The sequence below is a fragment of the Mesorhizobium sp. P160219 genome (genome assembly GCF_057786095.1).
This window is the reverse complement of record NZ_JBYNWG010000001.1, coordinates 4,739,754-4,761,646: the sequence shown is the minus strand read 5'-3', so window position 1 is coordinate 4,761,646 and position 21,893 is coordinate 4,739,754. Positions and strand designations below refer to the sequence as shown.

Below are 21,893 nucleotides of genomic sequence, written 5' to 3'. Positions count from 1 at the left end.
GATTCGGCAGGCTTGGTTAAGAAACTATTGATTTTCAAACATTGTTGCGCAAATGTGCGGTGCAAGAACAAGGGCGATGCGGGCACGAGGGTAGACAGCCGCATCGCTTCGCCGAATACCCCATGATGCTCAGGTCCGCCGCATCTCCTGGGTCCGTGGGGTCGGCCGGCCGGCGCTGGCACATAGTGGCCTCCTCGTACCGCTGCCATACGCCGACCGGCCCCCTTTTTTGCCAAAAAATGAGATGAGCACTTCGCGCCAAACAGCGGAGGGTTCTGGCTTTTCGGGGCCTTGAATCAAAAACGCCGCCCGAAGGGGCGGCGCTTTTGACAGAGCGTATGAAAACCAGATTACTTGATCTTGGTTTCCTTGAACTCGACATGCTTCTTGGCGACCGGGTCGTATTTGCGGAACGACAGCTTGTCGGTCTTGGTACGGCTGTTCTTGCTGGTCACGTAGAAGAAACCGGTGTCGGCGGTCGACAGAAGCTTGATCTTGATGTTTGCGGCTTTGGCCATTGTATCAGTCCGTTATGTTCGTGGGGTTTTGGCCGCTGGAGCGGGGGAAAACACCCGGACGCGGGAAACTTGGCGCGACACATAAAGAACGTGCCCGGAAAGTCAAGCCCAACGCCTTGCCTGTGTCGTAAGCACATGAGTTGTCCGGATTAGGTAGCACATGGTTGTCCGGTTTTATCACCGGCTCGATGGAGGCTGAGGCTCAGGGCGTTCGAATCTTGAAAAGCCAAGCAATTGGCTTTTCGTCCGCTACGAGGCCGCTTCTCACCCCACAAGGAGAGAAGGTAAGGTCGCTGTTGCTCGCCCTCAGCGGGGCCGGATTTCTAGGCTTCTTCCTTAACTGGAAGCGCTTTCTTCCAGTCCCCGGTCGTGTTCCACCAGCGATTCGGATTGGCGCGGTCGTCCAGGCCCTTGGAGCGGCTGGCGAGGATTGGCTGGATGCGGATCACCGGCTCCTGGTAGGAATGCGCCTGGAAAATTGCCTCGACGACGCGGGCGGCGAGCACCTGGTCGTCGGGCAACTCGAACGAGACCTCGACGGTGCCGGGGCGGCGGCGCAGTTCGGTTTCGACCCCGGCGGCTGCACCTTCCAGCGGTCGGTAGCGTTCGATGCCGTGCGCCGTTTGATAGGCGTTGCGGTCGTATTTGCCCATTGCCAGCGGCGCGATCGCGACCACGGCGTCCATGATGCGGTCGACATCGGCTGCCGGGGCCTGGAAGCTGACAAGCAGCAGAAGCGTCATGCGCAGAGATGTGGTTTCAAAGCCGCTGTCGATCATCGCCGTATCCTCAAACTCGGGTTTTTTGGGACACCCTTTTAGCTGAGGTCTCCTGACACGGTTCTGTCAGCAGGGGCGACATCCGGTCAGGATTGCGCAGGCTGCGGCGGACAGGCTACCAGATCTTGCGGATCAGCCTGGCGCTGACCAAGGCGATATAGGCGGCAAAGAACAGGCCGAGCGACCAGCCGAAGCCGGAGGGCCCGAAGGCATCCATGCCGATGCCGATCGCCTGCGGGCCAAGCACCATGCCGACGCCGTAGCAGAGCACGAAGGCGGCGTTGGCCGAGGCCAGTTCATGGCCGGAGAGCTGCGAGCCCAGATGGGCAAGGCCGATCGTGTACATGGCGGCCACCACGCCGCCCCAGACGAACAGAAGCGCCGCCATCAGGTGCCAATTGCCGGCGAAGAACGGCATGAAGATGGTGCCGGCAAGTCCGACCGTGGCGCAGGCCAAAAGCAGATAGCGGCGGTCTGAGACGCGGTCGCTGATCATACCGATAGGGATCTGCAACAGCACGTTGCCGAGGCCGATCATGGTGAGCAGGAGGGCTGCATCCGCCTCGGAATAGCCGATGCGGTTGCCATAGACGGGGAACAGCGCAAAGCCGCCGGTCTCGACAGCGCCGAACACCAGCACGGCGGCGGTAGCTGTCGGCACCAGCCAGATATAGCGCAGGAAGTTGCTGGTTTCGCCGTCAACCACGATTGTGGGACTTTCATTCCGTGCGGCCAGCACCGGGATTGCGGCCAGCGCGACCAGGACGATGATGACGCCGAACGGCAAGAAGCCGGTGCTGCCGATATGGGCGAAGATCCATGGCCCGGCGGCGAAGCCGAGCGACAGCACGGTGGCGTAGATGCCGAGCACCAGGCCGCGCCGTCGCGGCGGCGCCGAGGTGCTGATCCAGAATTCCGACAGGATGAACAGCACCGTCAGCGCGATGTGCAGCACGATGCGTAGTGGGAACCACATCCAGAAGTCCGGCGCGAAGTGGAAGCCGACAAAGGCGAGCGCGCCGGCGGCGATCATGGCGATCATCGTCCAGGCGACGCCGAAGCGCATCGCCAGCGGCGTGGCCAGCGGGGCGCCGGCGATCGAGGCGAGGCCGGCGACCGCGGTGTTGAGGCCGATCATCGATGCCGAGTGGCCGCGGCTCTCGAGAATAACGCTGAGCAGCGGCATGCCGAGGCCTATGGCGATGCCGACGACGCTGATCGACGAGATCGCGGCGATCATCGGTAGCCAATGTACGCGCTCGTCGCCCTCTTGCTGGGTATCGACCGTCATGTGATGCCTGAATACTCTGTCTGTTTGATATTGCGTAATTCCGGACGGAAAACCGCGTCACACTTTTCCTGGAATTGCTCTAAAGAATTTCGCGAACGAAGCGGTTGCGGACAAGCCGGTAGAACGGCACGGACCCACCGGGTCGCAGGCGCGGATCGCCGGCAAGCCGCGTCTCCAGCTCCTGCAAGATCGTTCGGGTGATGTCGGGGATATCGGCCTCTCTGGCCTTGGCGAGCGGCAGCCAGACCAGTTCTTCCAGCTCATTGGTCGGGCCGCCACCCGGCAGTTCCACGGCGACATCGCTGCGCCAGGCGCTGAAGAAGCGGGTGTCGAAACGACGCACGCGATTGGGCGGGGTGATGGCGCGGGCAATGAAGCGCAGCGGCGCCAGCGAAGGCTGGACGCCGTGCTCGACAAAGCCCTGCCAGTCGCGTTTGTCGGTTGCGAACGAGCCTTTGTGGCCGATGAGCAGGCCGGCTTCCTCATAAGTCTCGCGGATGGCCGAGAGCGCGATGGCACGGGCCCGCGACGGGCTGATGCGGCCGACGCCGGCGGTCAGCCTGGCTTCTTCCTCCGGAAGCAATGGGGTGGCAACGGCAATGCGGCTGTCGGCCGAATCGGTGCGGCCGCCGGGAAAGACGAACTTGCCGGGCATGAAGGCGTGGCCTGCATGGCGCCGGCCCATCAGCACCAGAATCTCGTCGCCCTCGCGGTCGAGCAGGATCAGGGTGGCGGCATCGCGCGGGCGTATGGGCAGGCCGCTGTGGGCGGCTGCGCCACGGTCCATCCTGCTGACTTCCGCCTTGGTCATACCTTCCATGCGCAGGACCTAGCGGAAACTTCTGGCAAACGAAAGTGGCCTTTCACGGTCGGCATGTTGCGCCAGGCGACATTGCCCTGACGCAAACTAGGTTCCGGGATGCGGCTCGGTGCCGTCTTTTTCGCCGCCGAAGCCGTGCATATAGAGCGCCCATTGCAGTCCGATGACGGCGCCCTTGACCGGTTGCAGCAGAGCGACCGACAGCACGATGGTCAACGGCACCCAAATGGCGATGTGCTGCCACATGGAGAGCGTCGACGTCGCCTCGACGCCCATGAAGGCGCCGAGAACGATGTGGCCGACGATGACGATGACGAGATAAGCGGGCAGGTCGTCGGCGCGGTGGTGGTGGAACTCCTCACCGCACGCGGCGCATTTGTCGACGCTTTTGGTGAAGCCGGCGAATAACCTGCCTTCGCCGCAATACGGGCAGCGGCCAAGGGCGCCGCGCTTCATCGCCGTCCACAGCGGGCGGGCGACTCGGCCCGAATGATGTTCGCCGCCGAAAACCTGCTTCTGGATTCCCATTTCGCTTGCCATTATCGTCTCCTGCCGCGCGACCCCGGGCGCGATTGCGACGCGCGGGCGCGGCCTTTTGCCTTGTGAAACGACCGTTTGGAGCCGGGCAGGGGCTTCGGGTCGGTCAGCATCTCGAAACGCATCGCGCCGGCCATAGGCGCCACCTCGATCAGGCGAACCTCGACGCGGTCGGCAAGCTGATAGCCCTTGCCGGTGCGTTCTCCGAACAGCGATCGCGCGGTTTCGTCATATATATAGTAATCGCCATCCAGACTTGACACCGGGATGAAGCCATCTGCGCCAAACTGCGGCAATTGGACAAATAGTCCCGATTTGGTGACGCCCGAAATGCGGGCGTCGAAGCGGTCGTCGATGCGCTCGGCGAGGTAGGCAGCGATCAGCCGGTCGACGGTGTCGCGCTCGGCCGCCATGGCGCGGCGCTCGGTGCCGGAGATCAGCACCGCGACGTCTTCCAGCCGCGTCTCTTCGTCCTGCGTCAGCCCGCCAGGGCCGAGCCCAAGTGCGGCAATCAGCCCGCGATGCACGATCAGATCGGCATAGCGGCGGATCGGCGAGGTGAAATGCGCGTAGCGCTTCAGGTTGAGGCCGAAATGGCCGATGTTCTTGGGCGAATATTCGGCCTGACTCTGCGAGCGCAGCACCACTTCGTTGACCAGCCCCTCATTGTCGGCGCCACGCACGCGCTCGAGAATGCCGTTGAACTGGGCGGGTCGCATCTGCGCGCCACGCGCCAGCGACAGGCCGAGCGTCTGCAGGAACTCGCGCAGCGATTCCTGCTTGGCCAGCGACGGCGCATCGTGGACCCGGTAGACCAGCGCCTGCTTCTTCGCTTCCAGCGTTTCGGCGGCGGCGACATTGGCCTGGATCATGAATTCTTCGATCAGCTTGTGGGCGTCGAGCCGCTCCGGGACGATGACGCGGTCGACGGTGCCGTCCGGCTTGAGCAGGATCTTGCGCTCCGGCAGATCAAGCTCGAGCGGCTGGCGGCCATCGCGGCCGCGCTTCAGGATGGCGTAGGCGTCCCACAGCGGCTTCAGCACCGTATCGAGGATCGGGCCGGTCTTGTCGTCAGGAAGGCCGTCTATCGCGGCCTGGGCCTGCGGATAGGCGAGCTTTGCCGCCGATTTCATCATGACGCGGTGGAAGGTGTGACGCAGCTTGCGGCCATCGGCGGCAAAAATCATGCGCACGGCAAGCGCGGGACGGTCCTGGCCTTCGCGCAGCGAGCACAGGTCGTTGGAGATGCGCTCTGGCAGCATCGGCACGACGCGGTCGGGGAAATAGACAGAATTGCCGCGTTTCAGCGCCTCGCGATCGAGTGCGGTGCCATAGCGGACATAGGCTGCAACATCGGCGATCGCCACCGTGGCGATCACGCCGCCGGGGTTCTTCTCGTCGAGGTCGGGCGTGGCGAAGACGGCGTCGTCATGGTCCTTGGCGTCGGCCGGGTCGATGGTCACCAGCGGCAGGTCGCGCCAGTCCTCGCGGTGAGCAAGCGTCGCCGGTTTTACCGCCTCGGATTCGGCGATGACGTCGGCCGGGAAGATATGCGGAATGTCGTGCGCGTGGATGGCGATCATCGAGACCGCCTTTTCGCTGGTCAGCGAGCCCAGCACCGCCAGCACTTTTGCGCGCGGCAAACCATACCGGGAGGCCCGCGCGGGCTCGACCTCGACAAGGTCGCCGTTCCTGGCGCCGTTCTGGAATTCCTTGTCGACGATCAGTTCGGGCTGGCGACGTTCGACCGGCTCGATGCGGAAGGTGCCGTCCCTCAGGATCCGGAAGACGCCCAGCACGGCATCTGTCCGCTTCTCGAAAATCTTCATTACGCGGCCCGTATAGGCAGGCCCGGTCGCCTCGTCGGTCGGGAAGGTCTTGGCCAGCACACGGTCGCCAATGCCAGGCTGCGGGCCATTGCCGCCGCGCGAGACGCGGATCGAGACGACGGGCGGTTCGCCGGTGCCGACGGCCTCCGCCGGATGCGCCAGCAGAATACCGTCGCCGTCGCGGCCGAAAATGTCGAGCACGGCGACATGGGGCAGGGCGCCGACACGGGCCAGCCGCTTGCGCTCCTTGGTCAGGATGCCTTCGTCCTGCAGGTCGCGCAGAATGTCCTTCAGCCAGATGCGGTCGTCGCCGCGCAAGGCAAACGCCTTTGCGATGTCGCGTTTTCCCGCGCGGTCGGGGTTCTCGGCGATGTAGCGCAGGATTTCGTCACGCGAGGGCCTGTAGTCGTCCTTGACCTTGGCCCTCGTGTCGGCGGTGCGCGGATCGCCGTGGCTTCTACCGGTGATCCTGCGCGCCACGCTGCTATCCCTTTTTCTTCGCCGCCGGCTTCTTGGTCGCCGACTTCTTGGCTGTGGTTTTCTTGCCAGTGGTTGTTTTGGCAGTGGTTTTCTTGGCTGTGGGGGCTCTGGCGGCTGCCGCCTTGCGGAACGGCTTCTTGCCGCCGCCCTTGGCTTCCTTCTCGGCAATCAGCGCCACCGCGTCCTCGACGGTCACCGACTGCGGATCCTTGCCCTTGGGCAGTGTCGCGTTGACCTTGCCGTAGTTGACATAGGGCCCGTATTTGCCATCGCGCACGACGATCTTGCCGCCGCCATCGGGATGGTCGCCGAGTTCCTTCAGCGCCGCCGCAGTGCCGCCATTGCGGCCGCCCTTGCCCTTCAGCTGCCTCTCGGCGATCACGGTGACAGCGCGGTTGAGGCCGATCGAGAACACATCCTCTATGCTGTCGACATTGGCATAGGTGCCATCATGCAAAACGAATGGACCATAGCGGCCAAGCCCGGCGGAGATCATCTTGCCGGATTCAGGATGCTTGCCGATATCGCGCGGCAGCGACAGCAGCGCCAAGGCCTTTTCATGGTCGATCGAGTTGGGCGTCCAGCCCTTGGGCAGGCTGGAGCGCTTGGCTTCCTTGCCGTCGCCGCGCTGGATATAAGGACCGAAGCGGCCTGAGCGCAGCGTGATTTCCTCTGCCGTGTAGGGATCGTTGCCGAGGACCTTGGTGCCGTCCTCGCCGCCGCCATTCTCGCCATTCGGGTTGGCGGCGTCGCCGAGCTGGCGGGTAAAGGAACATTCCGGATAGTTGGAGCAGCCGACGAAGGCGCCGAACTTGCCGAGTTTCAGCGACAGATTGCCGGAGCCGCATTTCGGGCAGATGCGGGGATTCGAGCCATCCTCCCGCGCGGGGAACACCAGCGGCGCCAGTTCCTCGTTCAGCGCATCGAGCACGTCGGTGACGCGCAGTTCCTTGATGTCGGCGACGGCGCCGGAAAAATCTTTCCAGAAGTCGCGCAGCACGTCCTTCCAGGCGAGCTTGCCGTCGGAAATCTCGTCAAGTTTTTCCTCGAGTGAGGCCGTGAAGTCATATTCGACATAGCGCTCGAAGAAGCTTTCGAGGAAAGCCGACAGCAGCCGGCCCTTGGCCTGCGGCACCAGCCGGCGCTTGTCGATGGTGACGTAGTCGCGGTCTTCCAGCGTCTTCAGAATCGCGGTGTAGGTCGACGGACGGCCGATGCCGAGCTCTTCCAGCTTCTTGATCAGCGAGGCCTCGGAATAGCGCGGCGGCGGCTCGGTGGTGTGCTGGGTGGCATTGATCGCCTGACGGGCCAGCTGCTCGCCGGCGCGGATCTCGGGCAGGCGGCGGTTTTCCTCGTCTTCCGCGTCGTCTTCCTTCTGGTCGGTGTAGGCGGCGATGAAGCCGTCGAAGCGCACGACCGAACCGACGGCGCGAAGCTCCGCGGTGCGGGCGCCGTTGACTGCCTCGATCTCGACCGTGGTGCGCTCGATCTCGGCCGACTGCATCTGGCTGGCGATGGCGCGCTTCCAGATCAGCTCGTAAAGCCGCAGCTGGTCTGAATCGAGATACTGCTTCACCGATGCCGGCGTGCGCATGAAATCGGTCGGGCGGATCGCCTCGTGCGCTTCCTGGGCATTCTTGGCCTTGGCTGTGTACTGGCGCGGCTTTTCCGGCAGGTATCTTGGGCCGAATTCCTTGGCGATGGCGTCGCGGGCGGCGTCGATCGCCTCCGGCGCCATCTGCACGCCGTCGGTTCGCATATAGGTGATCAGGCCGGTGGTCTCGCCGCCGATCTCCATGCCTTCATAGAGGCGCTGCGCCACCTGCATGGTGCGCGTCGCCGAAAAGCCGAGGCCCGACGATGCCGCCTGCTGCAGCGTCGAAGTGGTGAAGGGCGGGCCAGGATTGCGCCTTGTCGGTTTGGCTTCCACCGACAGAGCCTTGAAGGTCGCGCCTTCGAGCATGCCCTTGATGTCGTCGGCCTGCGCCTTGCTGGCGATGTCCAGCTTCTGCAGCTTCTTGCGCTCGAACGCGGTCAGCCGCGCCTCGAAGCTGTCGTTACGTGGCGTGCCGAGGAGGGCAGCGATCTGCCAGTATTCCTCGCGGATGAAACGCTCGATCTCGGATTCGCGGTCGCAGACCAGGCGCAGCGCCACTGACTGGACGCGGCCGGCCGAACGGGCGCCCGGCAATTTGCGCCACAGCACCGGCGACAGCGTGAAGCCGACGAGATAATCGAGTGCGCGGCGAGCCAGATAGGCATCGACCAATGGTGCATCGATCTGGCGCGGATTGGCCATCGCTTCCAGCACCGACGACTTGGTTATGGCATTGAAGACGACGCGGCTGACCGGCTTGTCCTTCAACACGCGCTTCTGCTTGAGCACCTCCAGCACGTGCCAGGAAATGGCTTCGCCCTCGCGATCCGGATCGGTGGCGAGGATCAGGCCATCGGCATCCTTGACCGCGTTGGCGATGTCGGTGAGACGCTTTCCGGACGCGGTGTCGACCGCCCAGGACATGGCGAAATCCTCGTCGGGACGCACCGAACCATCCTTGGCCGGCAGATCGCGGACATGGCCGAACGAGGCCAGAACCTTGAAGTTCTTGCCGAGATACTTGTTGATTGTCTTTGCCTTGGCCGGCGATTCGACGACGACGACGTCCATGAGGTCTCATATCAGCTGTGGGGCGGCAGAAGAATTCCGCTGCGTGACGCATTCAATTGGTCGCTCACATGGCCGCGCTTTTGCGATCGGTCAAGGGCAAGCGGCCAAAATGCGGAGGCGTGTGCCGCAATACACTCTTAGAGTGTATGGAGAAGATCACAAAATTTTTGTCTGGGAGGGTTCGTGTTTCGAGCCACCGGGAAAGGCGCCGCGACCAGTTCGTGCTGCCCGTAAATGCCGAACTGGTCGCCGGGTCGCTTGGAGCCGGCGGCCAGCCGAGTCCCGCCGATGGGGTGCGGGATAGAGGTTCGGACGATCAGTCGGCCTTGACGATGTGCCAGACTTCGCCGACACCGTCGCCGGTGATGTCACCGGCCTTCTTGTCCTTGATGAAGGTGTAGACCGGCTTGCCGTCATAGGCCCACATCTTGGTGCCGTCGGTGCGTTCGACGATGGTCCATTCGTCGTCCGCCTTGGCGCCATCCTCGGCCTTCAGCGGCGGCCAGTTGGTGGCGCATTTGTCATAGCAGTTGGTCTTGCCCTTCTCGTCCTTGTCATAGGTATAGAGCGTCATGCCGTTGGCATCGGTGTAGATCTTGGTGCCAGCGACTTCCGCTTCCTTCCACGCTTCGGCGGCGAAGGATGCGGCGGTGCTGAGCAGAAGGGCGGCCAGGCCGACGGTGATCGTTTTCATGGAAATCTCCCTGGTGATCCGACGAAGCGCGCAGAAACCGCGGCTTCGCTCTGTGAACGTTCGGCGAGGGACATTTCTTCCCCGGCTTGGTCAACTTGGGATTGGCCGACAACAATTCGTCCGGCCGGATCGTATCTGTAGCCAAATTCCACACGATGGTGATTGGCGAACACGATTTTGCGTCGCTATATCGGCGCCAAGGAATCTGGAGTTCTGGAATGCCATTGGACATCGGCTATGTCAGCGCGGTCGGAGCGGGGGCGATCTCGTTCCTGTCGCCTTGCGTGCTGCCGCTGGTGCCGCCCTATCTCTGCTACATGGCCGGCGTGTCGGTCGACGACTTTCGCGGTGGCGGTGCCGGCGTCGCGGCCAAGGCCGGCGCCCGCGGCGCGCTCATCTATTCCTCGCTCGCCTTCGTACTCGGTTTCTCCACGGTATTCGTGGCGCTCGGCGCCGGCGCCTCGACCATCGGCCATTGGCTGCGCGTGTGGCAGGAGCCGCTGGCGATGGCTGCCGGGGTGCTGATCATCCTGATGGGGCTGAATTTCCTCGGCATCCTGCGCATACCACTTTTGTCGCGCGAGGCGCGCTTCCAGTCGCAGGGCAAGCCCGCCAGCATGGTCGCCGCCTATGTCATGGGGCTGGCCTTCGCCTTTGGCTGGACGCCGTGCATCGGCCCGGTGCTGGGGCCGATCCTGACCTTGGCCGGCGGCCGCGAGACGGTGGGCGAGGGGGCGCTGCTGCTCGCCGCCTATTCGCTTGGCCTCGGCATTCCGTTCCTGATCGCTGCCCTGTTCTCCGGCGCCTTCATGCGCTTCCTCGGCAGGTTCCGCGTCCATCTCGGTCGCGTCGAAAAGGCGATCGGCGCGCTGCTGGTCGTCGCCGGGGTGTTCTTTCTCACCGGCGGCGTGCAGACGGTGTCCTACTGGCTGCTCGAGAATTTTCCGGTGCTGGGCCGGCTGGGGTAGCGATCCGCTGATCGAGAGTGAACTGCCTCATCACCTCACCGGAATTTAACCGCATTGGTGCAGCATGCGCCAGATGCTACCACTCTCGGATTCCTGATCCCTTTTCAGATGGTTGTCCTTCCATGAGCCAGAGATCCTGCCTGTCCGTCATCCTCGCCGCCGGTGAAGGCACGCGCATGAAGAGCGCGACGCCGAAGGTGCTGCACCAGATCGCCGGACTGCCGATGGTCGCCCATGTGGTGAGGGCGGCAGAGGCCGCCGGCGCCCGCAGCCAGGCGCTGGTGATCGGCCATGGCGCCGAGGATATGCGCAAGGCAGCGGCGAAGTTCGCGCCCAAGGCCGAGACGTTCGTGCAGGAGAAGCGGCTCGGCACCGCGCATGCGGTGCTGGCCGCACGCGGTGCAATATCAACGGGTTATGACGACATTCTCGTGATGTTCGGCGACACGCCGCTGATCGATGCTGAAGCCCTGGTGACCGCGCGGCAAAAGCTTGCCGATGGCGCGGCCGTCGTGGTGATCGGTTTCCGTCCGCCCAGCCCGGCCGGCTATGGCCGGCTGATCGAAAAAGGTGGCAAGCTCACCGCCATCCGCGAGGAGAAGGACTGCTCCGCCGAGGAAAAGAAGATCGGCTTCTGCAATGCCGGCATGATGGCGGTGGCCGGCGCTCATGCGCTCGAACTGCTCGACAAGGTCGGCAACAAGAACGCCAAGGGCGAGTACTATCTCACCGACATCGTCGAGATCGCCAGTGCGAAAGGGCTCGATGTCGTCGCCACCGAAACGAGCTTCGAGAGCGCGCTCGGCATCAACAACAGGGCCGAGCTGGCGCAGGCGGAAGGCATCTGGCAACAGCGTCGTCGGGACGAGGCGATGCTGTCGGGCGTAACGCTGATTGCGCCGGACACCGTGTATTTCTCGCACGATACCGAAATCGGCGCCGACACCATCGTCGAGCCCAATGTCTGGTTCGGCCCGGGCGTGAAAATCGCCGGCGGCGCCAAGATCCACGCCTTCAGCCACATCGAAGGCGCGACCGTCGCTGCCAATTGCGACGTCGGTCCGTTCGCACGGCTCAGGCCAGGCGCCGATCTCCGCGAGAAAGCCAAGGTCGGCAATTTCTGCGAGGTCAAGCAGGCGGTCATCGAGGAGGGCGCCAAGGTCAATCATCTGACTTATATCGGCGATGCCCGTGTGGGCGCGGGGGCCAATATCGGCGCCGGCACCATTACCTGCAACTATGACGGCTACTCGAAGTTTTTCACCGACATCGGCGAGGGCGCCTTCATCGGTTCGAACTCGTCGCTGGTGGCGCCGGTTACGATCGGCAAGGGCGGCTACATCGCCTCGGGTAGCGTCATAACCGAAAGCGTGCCGGACGATGCGCTGGCCTTCGGCCGCGCCCGCCAGAAGACCATTCCCGGCAAGGGCAAGGAATTGCGCGAGCGCTTCGCGTCTGCCGCAGCGGCGAAGAAAAAGGCCGGCACCGGCCATTAACCGCCGAAGCAATTGAACAACCGAGGAATTGCGGTAACCGGATTGCAAGAGCGGTGTGTCATGGTGCATCGGGTTGAGAAGCGTTCCGTTACAGCAGACGAAACGCAAAGTGACTTTCGCGGCGGGCCGGCAATCCCTAGATAGCGCTGGTTTTCCATCGGGACTGGTTTTCCAGGTGAATCGGGGGCAGGCGCATGTGCGGTATCGTCGGAATTGTCGGCCAGAGCCAAGTCGCGCCGCTCATCGTCGATGCTTTGAAGCGGCTGGAATATCGCGGCTATGACTCGGCCGGTGTCGCCACGATCGAGCATGGCCGGCTTGGCCGCCGCCGCGCCGAAGGCAAGCTGATCAACCTCGAACGCCGGCTGAAGGACGAGCCGCTCGATGGCACGATCGGCATCGGCCACACGCGCTGGGCCACACATGGCGTGCCCAACGAGACCAACGCCCATCCGCATTTCTCCGACGGCGTCGCCATCGTTCACAACGGCATCATCGAGAATTTCGCCGAGTTGCGCGATGAGCTGATCCGCGACGGCTATTCCTTCTCGTCGCAGACCGATACCGAGGTCGTAGCGCATCTGGTGGCGCGGCAGCTTGCCAAAGGGCTGAAGCCGATCGAGGCGGCGCACCAGGCGCTGAAGCGGCTGGAAGGCGCCTTTGCTCTGGCCATCATGTTCACCGGCGACGAGGATCTCATCGTCGGCGCCCGCAATGGCCCGCCGCTGGCCGTCGGCCATGGCGATGGCGAGATGTTTCTGGGCTCCGACGCCATCGCGCTGGCGCCGTTCACCAATTCCATCACCTATCTCGAAGACGGCGACTGGGCGGTGGTGCGCCGCGATGGCGTCACCATCTTCGACATCGACGGCAAAGAGGTTGCCCGCAAGCGCCAGCAATCACTGTCGACCAGCTTCATGGTCGACAAGGGCAACCGCCGCCATTTCATGGAAAAGGAAATCCATGAACAGCCCGAAGTGATCTCGCATACGCTGGCGCACTATGTCGATTTCGTCTCTGGCGTGTCGAAGCCGCTGGAACTGCCGTTCGACTTCGCTAAGATCGGCCGGCTGGCGATCTCGGCCTGCGGCACCGCCTATCTCGCGGGGTTGATCAGCAAATACTGGTTCGAGCGCTATGCGCGGCTGCCGGTCGACATCGATGTCGCCTCGGAATTCCGCTATCGCGAAATGCCGTTATCGGCTGATGATGCTGCCTTCTTCATCTCGCAGTCCGGCGAAACCGCCGACACGCTGGCCTCGCTGCGCTATTGCCGCAAGGCGGGCATGAAGATCGGCGCCATCGTCAATGTGCGCGAATCGACCATGGCGCGCGAATCCGACGTCGTGCTGCCGACGTTGGCCGGGCCGGAGATCGGCGTCGCCTCGACCAAGGCTTTCACCTGCCAGCTTTCGGTGCTGGCCTCGCTGGCGGTGCGTGCGGGTGTGGCCCGCGGCACGATCTCGAAGGACGAGGAAAAGACGCTGGTGCGCGCTCTTTCGGAGGCGCCTCGCTACGCCAACCAGGTGCTCAAGCTCGAGGAGCAGATCGAGCGCATCGCGCGCGAAATCTCGCGCTACAAGGACGTGCTCTATCTCGGCCGCGACACCAATTTCCCGCTCGCCATGGAAGGCGCGCTGAAACTCAAGGAAATCTCCTACATCCATGCCGAGGGTTATGCCGCGGGCGAACTGAAGCATGGCCCGATCGCACTGATCGACGAAAACATGCCGGTCATCGTCATCGCGCCGCATGACCGCATCTTCGAAAAGACTGTGTCGAACATGCAGGAGGTGGCGGCGCGCGGCGGCAAGATCATCCTGATCACCGACGCCAAGGGCGCGGCTCAGGTGAGCTTGAAGACGATGGAGACGATCATCCTGCCTGACGTGCCGGAAATCATCTCGCCGATCATCTATGCGCTGCCGATCCAGATGCTGGCCTACTACGCCGCCGTGTTCATGGGGACGGACGTCGACCAGCCGCGCAATCTGGCGAAATCGGTGACCGTGGAGTAGTCGGCGCTCATCGGGGGTCTAAAAAACTTCGCAGTTCCAAAGCGCCGTCCGCTTCACTAGTGTGGCGCTGCAACCCGCATCCCCGGTGAACCATGTCCGATGCTCCCAGAACTTCCGGCATGACCCGGCTGAGGAACTATTTCCTCACAGGCTTTATCGTCTGCGCGCCGCTGGCGATCACCGCCTATATCGCCTGGTCGTTCGTCGGCTGGGTCGATTCCTGGGTGAAGCCGTACATTCCGGCGCGCTACAGCCCCGACACCTATTTGCCGTTTCCGGTGCCCGGCTTCGGCCTGATCGTGGCGCTCGTGCTGATCACGCTGATCGGCTTCATGACCGCCAACATCGTCGGTCGCGCCATCGTCAATTTCGGCGAACGGCTGCTTGGCCGTATGCCGCTGGTGCGCGGCATCTACGGTTCGCTGAAGCAGATTTTCCAGACGGTGCTGTCGAACAAGGGCGATATGTTCCGCCAGGTCGGGCTGGTCGAATATCCGCGAAAAGGCGTCTGGTCGCTGGTCTTCGTCGCCAGCGAGAAGGAAACCGAGATCAACCAGAAGCTCGACCATGCAGGCGACCCGATGATCGCCGTGTTCATGCCGTGCACGCCGAACCCTACCACCGGTTTCCTGATGTACGTGCCGAAATCCGACATCGTGCTGCTCGACATGACGATCGAGGACGGCGCCAGGCTGATCGTCTCGGCCGGGCTGGTGGCGCCCGAAGTCAAGCCGAAAATGGTGACGATGAACGGCCAGCCGATCGACGGAGATCTCGCCAACCCGCCGCTTGGCGGGCTGATCGCCGAGGGCGCTCAGCCGGCGCGCAAGAGCCGTACGGCCTCGTCGCGGCCGAACAAATAGAGCAGCAGGCGCAGCGCCTCGCCGCGCTCAGACTGTAGTTCCGGGTCGCGCGACAGGATCAGCCTTGCATCGTCGCGGGCTGCTTCGAGCAAGTCGGCGTGCACCTCGATGCGCGCCACCTGGAAGCCCGGCGTGCCGGACTGGCGGGTGCCGAGCAATTCGCCTTCGCCGCGCAGCTTCAGATCCTCTTCGGCGATCAGGAAACCGTCCTCGGTCTCGCGCATCACCGACAGCCGGCGCTTTGCCGTCTCGCCGAGCGGGTCCTTGTAAAGCAGCACGCAGGAAGAAGGCTTGTCGCCGCGCCCGACGCGGCCGCGCAGCTGGTGCAGTTGCGCCAGGCCAAAACGCTCGGCATGCTCGATGACCATGATCGTGGCGTCCGGCACGTCGACGCCGACCTCGATAACGGTGGTGGCGATCAGGATGCGGGTTTCGCCGGCCTTGAAGGCGCGCATCGCCTCGTCCTTTTCGGCACCCTTCATGCGGCCGTGGACGAGGCCGATGCGATCGCCGAACAAGGGCTGCAGCGAGGCAAAACGGTCCTCGGCCGACATCAGCTTGATCTCTTCGGATTCCTCGACCAGCGGGCAGATCCAGTAGATCTTCTGGCCGTCGGCAACCGCGTCCAGCATGCGACCGACCAACTCGTCCAGCCGTTCCAGTGGCAGCGTGACGGTGCGGATCGGCTGGCGGCCGATCGGTTTTTCCGTCAGCTTGGAGACGTCCATGTCGCCGAAGGCGGTCAGCACCAGAGTGCGCGGGATCGGCGTCGCCGTCATCACCAGCATGTCGGGGGCGTCGCCCTTGGCGGTGATGGCAAGCCGCTGGTGGACGCCGAAGCGGTGTTGCTCGTCGACCACGGCAAAGACGAGGTCGTGATAGGTCACCGTTTCCTGGAACAGCGCATGGGTGCCGACGACGATGTCGATCTCGCCGCTGGCGAGACCTGATAGCGTTTCAGTGCGTTCGCGGCCCTTTTCGCGGCCGGTCAGGATAGCGACGCGCAGGCCGGCCTGTTCGGCCAAAGGCGTGATCGTCGCCAGATGCTGGCGCGCCAGGATCTCGGTCGGCGCCATCAATGCCGCCTGGCCACCGGCCTCGACTGCGCGCCCCATGGCCAGCAGCGCCACCACCGTCTTGCCGGAGCCGACATCGCCTTGCAGCAGGCGCAGCATGCGCTCGGGGTCGGCCAGATCGGCATTGATTTCGGCAAGCGCGAATTCCTGGCTGCCGGTCAATGAATAGGGCAGGGCTGCGCGCAGTTTCTCAACGATGCGACCGTCGCCGATGAGCGGCCGGCCCGACAGGCGGCGCACTTTTGCCCGCACCAATGCCAGCGAGACCTGGCCGGCGAGAAGCTCGTCATAGGCAAGGCGGCGCCATGCCACCCCCTCGATGGCGACATCGATCGGGTCCGCGGGATAGTGGATGCGGGCGAGCGCGTCGGCGAAGGCGGGGAAAGTCTGCTTGCGCATGAAGGCGCCGTCCTGCCATTCCGACAATTCCGGCAGCCGGCCGAGCGCCTGGCCGATGGCGCGGCGCAGCACCTTGCCCGACAGGCCGGCGGTCAGCGGATAGACCGGTTCGACCAGCGGCAGTGTTTCCGCCTCGCTCACCAGGGCGATATGGTCGGGATGGACCATGGTCGGGCGGCCGTTGAACCACTCCATGCGGCCGGAGACGACGACATGCTCGCCCACCGGCATCGCCTTTTCGAGATAGGCGGCATGGGCGTGGAAGAAGATCAGGCCGATCTCGCCGGTGTCGTCATGGGCATAGACGCGGTAAGGCACCGACCGGTTGCCGCGCGGCGGCGGCTGGTGGCGGTCGATGCGCACGTCGAGCGTGACGATGGCGCCGGCCGGCGCAAGCGCGATGCCGGGACGATTGCGGCGGTCTATGACGGTGTGCGGCAGAACGAACAACAGGTCGCCGGCGCGCGCCGGCCGTTCGCCGAGATCGGCCGCCACCACCTTCTCGATCAGAGCGCCAACCTTGGGGCCGACGCCGGCAAGCGAAGTGATCGGGACGAAGAGAGGGTCGAGGAGGGAGGGGCGCATGGCTTCACTCTCCCCCCTGTGGGGAGGGTCGATCCTCGAAGCGGAGCGGGATGGGGGTAGGTGCGCGGCTAACTTTCGAGGAAGTCGGTAGGTCAGCGCCGCACCCCCACCCCGTCTCACTCGCTTCGCTTTGCGAAGCGTGCTCGCCGACCCTCCCCACAAGGGGGAGGGTGAAGTGCGGGCGGTGTCCGGCACCAGCGTTGTCAGGAGTGTTCTTCACACCAGGGATGTTTAGCCGCCCACCCGTGCGTTGCAAGGCTGACACCGCCCTCTATCCACGCTATATGCGCCGCACCAAGCAAGGATGCGGCACGATGACCGGGACGAAACGATCAAGCGAGGGGCTGGATATCAGGCGCCGCAAGCTGTTGTTCCGCTCCTGGCATCGCGGGATGCGCGAGATGGACCTTATCCTCGGTACGTTTGCCGACAACGAGATCGGCGCCTTGACCGGCGATGAAATCGACCAATATGAAAGGCTCCTCGACATCCCCGACACCGAATTCCTGCCCATGGTCACCGGCGAACGCCCGGTTCCCAGGAATATCGACTGTGCCGTCCTGCAAAAGATCCTGGCATCGCGCCGGACCATGACATTTTAAACGTGCAACCATGAGCCTCATTCCCAAAATCGGTCTGCCGAAAGGCCGTGCCGGCCAGTTCATCGTCGACGGCGTTGCCGATGGCTACGAAGCCTTTGCGCTGGTGCAGGCGATCCATGAGATTGCGCCTGACAAACCGGTGCTGTTCGTGGCGCGCGACGGCCAGCGCCTGCCGTCGATCATCGAGGCGCTGACCTTTGCCGCCCCCGGCCTGCCGGTGCTGGAGTTGCCGGCCTGGGATTGCCTGCCCTATGACCGCGTTTCGCCAGGCTCCGATGCCGCCGCCAAGCGGCTCGACGCCCTGACGGCAATGATCGCGCTGGCAAAAAAGCCGCATCGCGCGGTCATCCTGACCACTGCCAATGCGCTGCTGCAGCGCATTCCGCCGGCCGATCTGGTCGAAGCGCAGACTTTCCACGCAAAGCCCGGCAACCAAATCGACATGAACGCGCTGGTGTCCCGGCTGGAGATTTCCGGCTTCGAGCGAGTGCCGACGGTGCGCGGTATCGGCGAATTCGCCGTGCGCGGCGGCATCCTCGACCTCTACGCACCCGGCTGGACGGAAGCACTGCGGCTCGATTTCTTCGGCGACACGCTGGAATCGATCCGCGTCTTCGACGCCGCCACGCAGCGCACCACCGGCCAGCGCAAGTCGATGGCGCTGCAGGCGATGAGTGAAGTGGCGCTGACCCCCGAAACCATCAGCCGCTTCCGCCGCTCCTATATCGAAGCCTTTGGCGCGCCGCAGCGCGACGACGGCCTTTATGCGGCGGTGAGCGAAGGGCGGCGCTTTGCCGGCATGGAGCACTGGCTGCCGCTGTTCTACGAGCGGCTGGAGACAGTGTTTGATTATCTGCCGGATGCGCCTGTCATCTTCGACCATCTGGCGCACGAAGCGCTGGCTGAGCGTCACACGCTAATCCTCGACCACTACGAAGCGCGCCGCAAACAGGCCGACGCCGCGTTGAAGGACGCCGTGCCCTACAAGCCGGTGGCGCCGGACCTGCTCTATCTCTCACCGGAAAACCTCGTGGCGTCGCTCGGACCGCGCGAAGCCATCGACTTCACCGCCTTCGACGCGCCCGATGTCGGGGCCAAGAAGGTCTTCCATGGCGGCTCGCGCCATGGCCGCAGCTTTGCCGAGGAACGGGCTGACCCAAACATCAACGTCTTCGATGTCGTCGTAAAACACATCGCTGACGAGCGCGCGGCGCGCCGCCGGGTCATCGTCGCCGGCTGGACCGAAGGCTCGCTCGACCGGTTGGGCCAGATCCTGGCCGAGCACCATCTCGGCAATCTCGTGCCGGTGGCGACGCTGGCCGAGGCGGAAAAGCTCGAGCCGGGGCAGGCGGTACTCGCCGTGCTGCCGCTGGAATCCGGCTTCGAGACCGAACAGCTGGTCGTCGTCGCCGAGCAGGACATTCTGGGCGACCGGCTGATCCGCCGCTCGAAGCGCAAGAAGCGCGCGTCGGATTTCATCGCCGAGGCCTCGTCGCTGTCGGCCGGCGACATCGTCGTCCACGCCGATCACGGCATTGGCCGCTTCATCGGCCTGCGCACCATCGAGGCGGTCGGCGCGCCGCATGACTGCCTGGAAATCCACTATGCCGGCGACGACCGGCTGTTCCTGCCGGTGGAAAACATCGAGCTTCTGTCGCGCTACGGCTCTGACACAGCCGAGGCGACGCTGGACAAGCTCGGCGGCGGCGCCTGGCAGTCGCGCAAGGCGCGGCTGAAGAAGCGCCTGCTCGACATGGCCGGACAGTTGATCCGCATTGCCGCCGAGCGCCAGATGCGTACCGCGCCGCCCATGGTGCCGGCGGAAGGGCTTTACGGCGAATTCTCGGCGCGCTTTCCCTATGAGGAGACCGACGACCAGCAGGGCGCGATCGATGCCGTCGTGGACGATCTCGGCGCCGGCAAGCCGATGGACCGGCTGATCTGCGGCGATGTCGGCTTCGGCAAGACCGAAGTGGCGTTGCGCGCCGCCTTCATCGCGGCGATGGAAGGGTTCCAGGTCGCGGTCGTGGTGCCGACGACGCTGTTGTCGCGCCAGCATTTCAAGACTTTTTCGCAGCGCTTCTCCGGCCTGCCGATCCGCGTCGGCCAGGCCTCGCGGCTGGTCGGCGCCAAGGAACTGGCGGAAACCAAGAAAGCCATCGCCGAGGGGCAGGTCGACATCGTCATCGGCACCCATGCACTGCTCGGGTCGGCGATCTCGTTCAAGAATCTCGGCCTGCTGATCATCGACGAGGAGCAGCATTTTGGCGTCAAGCACAAGGAACGGCTGAAGGACCTCAAGACCGACGTCCACGTGCTGACGCTGTCGGCGACGCCGATCCCGCGCACGCTGCAGCTTGCCTTGACCGGCGTGCGCGAACTGTCGCTGATCGCCACGCCGCCGGTCGACCGCATGGCGGTGCGCACCTTCATCTCGCCTTTCGACCCGCTGGTCATCCGCGAGACGCTGCTGCGCGAACGCTACCGCGGCGGCCATTCCTTCTATGTCGTTCCGCGCATCAGCGATCTCGCCGAAATCCATGATTTCCTGCGCGAATCCGTCCCCGAGCTGAAGGTGGCGGTGGCCCATGGCCAGATGCCGCCGGGCGAACTCGACGACATCATGAACGCCTTCTATGACGGCCAGTACGACGTGCTGTTGTCGACCACCATCGTCGAATCCGGGCTCGACATTCCGACCGCCAACACGCTGATCATCCATCGCGCCGATATGTTCGGCCTGTCGCAGCTCTACCAGCTGCGCGGCCGCGTCGGCCGTTCCAAGGTGCGGGCATATGCGTTGTTCACGCTGCCGGCCAATCGCAAGCTCACCGACACCGCCGAGCGCCGGCTGAAGGTGCTGCAATCGCTGGACACGCTTGGCGCCGGCTTCCAGCTCGCCAGCCACGACCTCGACATCAGGGGCGCCGGCAATCTACTCGGCGAAGAACAATCCGGACACATCAAGGAGGTCGGCTTTGAGCTCTACCAGCAGATGCTGGAGGAGGCGGTGGCCGAGGTGAAGGATTCCGGTGAGGTGCAGGATGGCGGCTGGTCGCCGCAGATCGCGGTGGGCACGGCGGTCATGATCCCGGAAAGCTATGTGCCGGACCTGCAGCTCAGGCTGGCGCTCTACCGCCGCCTTGGCGATCTCGAAAGCACCGAGGAGATCGATGCTTTCGGCGCCGAGCTGATCGACCGCTTCGGCCCGCTGCCGGAGGAAGTGAAGCATCTGCTCAAGATCGTCTTCATCAAGGCACTCTGCCGGAGGGCCAATGTCGAAAAGCTCGATGCCGGCCCCAAGGGCGTCGTCATCCACTTCCGCAAGCGCGAGTTTTCGAACCCGGTCGGGCTGGTCAAGTACATCGGCGAACAGGGCTCGCTGGCCAAGATCAGGGCCGACCACAGCGTGGTCTTCATCCGCGACTGGCCGACGGCGGAAAAGCGCCTGGCGGGCTCGGCTGTCGTCATGACGCAGTTGGCGCGGCTGGTGGCCACCTAGACTTTCGGATGGAAATTCGACTGCAACTGCAGGTCGGATGCCGAGAACGTGCCGGCGCCGACGATGACGTGCCCGGCAGGCACGGTGAAGCCGCGCGCGGCGCCGGCGCCTTTCAGCAATCCGGCCCGGCGGTCGGGGTCGGACTCACGAAAACTGCCGCCCGGTTCCAGCCGGCAACTGTCGACGGTGATCGCGCCGAGAAGCTGGCTGCCCGAACCGAGCACCGTCTCACCGAACACCGCCGCGCCGTTGAGATAGCGGCCTTGATCGCCGATCACGATCGAGGCTCCCGGCCTGTTGGCCTTTGCAGTAAAACCGCCTTCGCCAAACTGGTTGCGTGAGCCGACGCGGATTGCGCCGGCGGATGCTTCGAACAGTGTGTTGGCGTGGAAAATGTTGGCGTCGCCGATCTCCAGCGCGCCACCGTCGGTGCAGAACAGGTAGACGCCGGGGAAGAAGACGTTGCCTCGCCCGATGACGGCGCCTGCGGAAATCAGCGTGGAGTAGGGGTCGTAGATCACGTTGCCGCGCTCGGACAGGCCAACAACCTCTTCGATCGTAAACAGGCCTTGCTCGCGGCGCACGCGGTCAAGGTAGGCGGACACGGACATAGGGACTCCATGGAGAATTGTTGCGCAGCGGACGATGACCGGCGCGACTACATCGGTGAGGATCGATTCTGGCACCAAGGGATATTGCACAGCCGTCGCGAAGATAAGAAGCCAAAGTGGGTCGCGGCATGGAGCTCCCCATCATTCGCCAGCGCTT

Annotated in this window: 16 protein-coding genes; 6 read left to right on the top strand and 10 right to left on the bottom strand. The window is 64.1% G+C overall.

Features of this window, described 5'->3' with window-relative positions; genetic code table 11:
* Positions 1 to 350: 350 nt before the first annotated feature.
* The 8 genes from rpmG to AC3EMP_RS23155 all read right to left on the bottom strand — a co-directional run bounded on the left by rpmG (position 351) and on the right by AC3EMP_RS23155 (position 9,616).
* Positions 351 to 518, bottom strand: coding sequence for a 50S ribosomal protein L33 (gene rpmG, locus AC3EMP_RS23190; protein WP_006201775.1), 168 nt, complete (start codon positions 516 to 518; stop codon positions 351 to 353).
* A 323-nt stretch (positions 519 to 841) separates the two neighbouring features.
* Positions 842 to 1,297, bottom strand: a complete 456-nt coding sequence (locus AC3EMP_RS23185) for a YqfO family protein (RefSeq protein WP_023688312.1) — start codon at positions 1,295 to 1,297, stop codon at positions 842 to 844.
* A gap of 115 nt (positions 1,298 to 1,412) precedes the next feature.
* Complete coding sequence (locus AC3EMP_RS23180; protein WP_023688313.1) at positions 1,413 to 2,588, bottom strand: MFS transporter; 1,176 nt, start codon at positions 2,586 to 2,588, stop codon at positions 1,413 to 1,415.
* Between the two features lie 79 nt (positions 2,589 to 2,667).
* Positions 2,668 to 3,408: an NUDIX hydrolase gene (locus tag AC3EMP_RS23175; protein WP_023688314.1), complete on the bottom strand. Its 741-nt coding sequence runs from the start codon at positions 3,406 to 3,408 to the stop codon at positions 2,668 to 2,670.
* Between the two features lie 87 nt (positions 3,409 to 3,495).
* The gene (locus AC3EMP_RS23170; RefSeq protein WP_031196518.1) at positions 3,496 to 3,948 is read right to left on the bottom strand and encodes a DUF983 domain-containing protein; all 453 of its coding nucleotides are present in this window, start codon (positions 3,946 to 3,948) and stop codon (positions 3,496 to 3,498) included.
* Entirely contained in the window at positions 3,948 to 6,254 is a 2,307-nt protein-coding gene (rnr, locus tag AC3EMP_RS23165) for a ribonuclease R (protein ID WP_352711432.1), read from the bottom strand. The genes AC3EMP_RS23170 and rnr overlap by 1 nt, the downstream gene beginning before the upstream one ends.
* A gap of 4 nt (positions 6,255 to 6,258) precedes the next feature.
* Positions 6,259 to 8,922 (bottom strand): type I DNA topoisomerase, encoded by a 2,664-nt coding sequence (gene topA / locus AC3EMP_RS23160; RefSeq protein ID WP_488494681.1) that lies wholly within the window; start codon positions 8,920 to 8,922, stop codon positions 6,259 to 6,261.
* 316 nt (positions 8,923 to 9,238) lie between these two features.
* A complete protein-coding gene (locus AC3EMP_RS23155; RefSeq protein WP_023691167.1) occupies positions 9,239 to 9,616 on the bottom strand; it encodes a COG4315 family predicted lipoprotein in 378 nt (125 codons plus the stop codon).
* Positions 9,617 to 9,834: 218 nt separating this feature from the next.
* On the opposite strand from AC3EMP_RS23155, the gene AC3EMP_RS23150 reads away from it, so the two are divergent.
* The 4 genes from AC3EMP_RS23150 to AC3EMP_RS23135 all read left to right on the top strand — a co-directional run bounded on the left by AC3EMP_RS23150 (position 9,835) and on the right by AC3EMP_RS23135 (position 14,961).
* Positions 9,835 to 10,584: a cytochrome c biogenesis CcdA family protein gene (locus tag AC3EMP_RS23150; RefSeq protein ID WP_023688319.1), complete on the top strand. Its 750-nt coding sequence runs from the start codon at positions 9,835 to 9,837 to the stop codon at positions 10,582 to 10,584.
* Between the two features lie 122 nt (positions 10,585 to 10,706).
* Positions 10,707 to 12,080, top strand: coding sequence for a bifunctional UDP-N-acetylglucosamine diphosphorylase/glucosamine-1-phosphate N-acetyltransferase GlmU (glmU, locus tag AC3EMP_RS23145; protein WP_023667564.1), 1,374 nt, complete (start codon positions 10,707 to 10,709; stop codon positions 12,078 to 12,080).
* Positions 12,081 to 12,274: 194 nt separating this feature from the next.
* A complete protein-coding gene (glmS, locus tag AC3EMP_RS23140) occupies positions 12,275 to 14,098 on the top strand; it encodes a glutamine--fructose-6-phosphate transaminase (isomerizing) (protein WP_352444069.1) in 1,824 nt (607 codons plus the stop codon).
* 92 nt (positions 14,099 to 14,190) lie between these two features.
* On the top strand, positions 14,191 to 14,961 hold the full coding sequence (locus tag AC3EMP_RS23135; protein WP_031193123.1) for a DUF502 domain-containing protein: 771 nt from the start codon (positions 14,191 to 14,193) through the stop codon (positions 14,959 to 14,961).
* Here the strand turns inward: AC3EMP_RS23135 and recG are convergent.
* Positions 14,913 to 17,021, bottom strand: a complete 2,109-nt coding sequence (gene recG, locus AC3EMP_RS23130) for an ATP-dependent DNA helicase RecG (RefSeq protein WP_027050382.1) — start codon at positions 17,019 to 17,021, stop codon at positions 14,913 to 14,915. The genes AC3EMP_RS23135 and recG overlap by 49 nt on opposite strands.
* A gap of 314 nt (positions 17,022 to 17,335) precedes the next feature.
* Between recG and AC3EMP_RS23125 the strand changes: the two genes are divergently transcribed.
* Both AC3EMP_RS23125 and mfd read left to right on the top strand, forming a co-directional pair.
* A complete protein-coding gene (locus tag AC3EMP_RS23125) occupies positions 17,336 to 17,623 on the top strand; it encodes an FAD assembly factor SdhE (protein WP_023681561.1) in 288 nt (95 codons plus the stop codon).
* Between the two features lie 10 nt (positions 17,624 to 17,633).
* On the top strand, positions 17,634 to 21,125 hold the full coding sequence (gene mfd / locus AC3EMP_RS23120) for a transcription-repair coupling factor (protein ID WP_023691172.1): 3,492 nt from the start codon (positions 17,634 to 17,636) through the stop codon (positions 21,123 to 21,125).
* On the opposite strand, the gene AC3EMP_RS23115 is transcribed toward mfd, so the two are convergent.
* Positions 21,122 to 21,730, bottom strand: coding sequence for a hypothetical protein (locus tag AC3EMP_RS23115; protein ID WP_196814070.1), 609 nt, complete (start codon positions 21,728 to 21,730; stop codon positions 21,122 to 21,124). The two genes, mfd and AC3EMP_RS23115, sit on opposite strands and share 4 nt — an antisense overlap.
* Positions 21,731 to 21,893 lie beyond the last annotated feature (163 nt).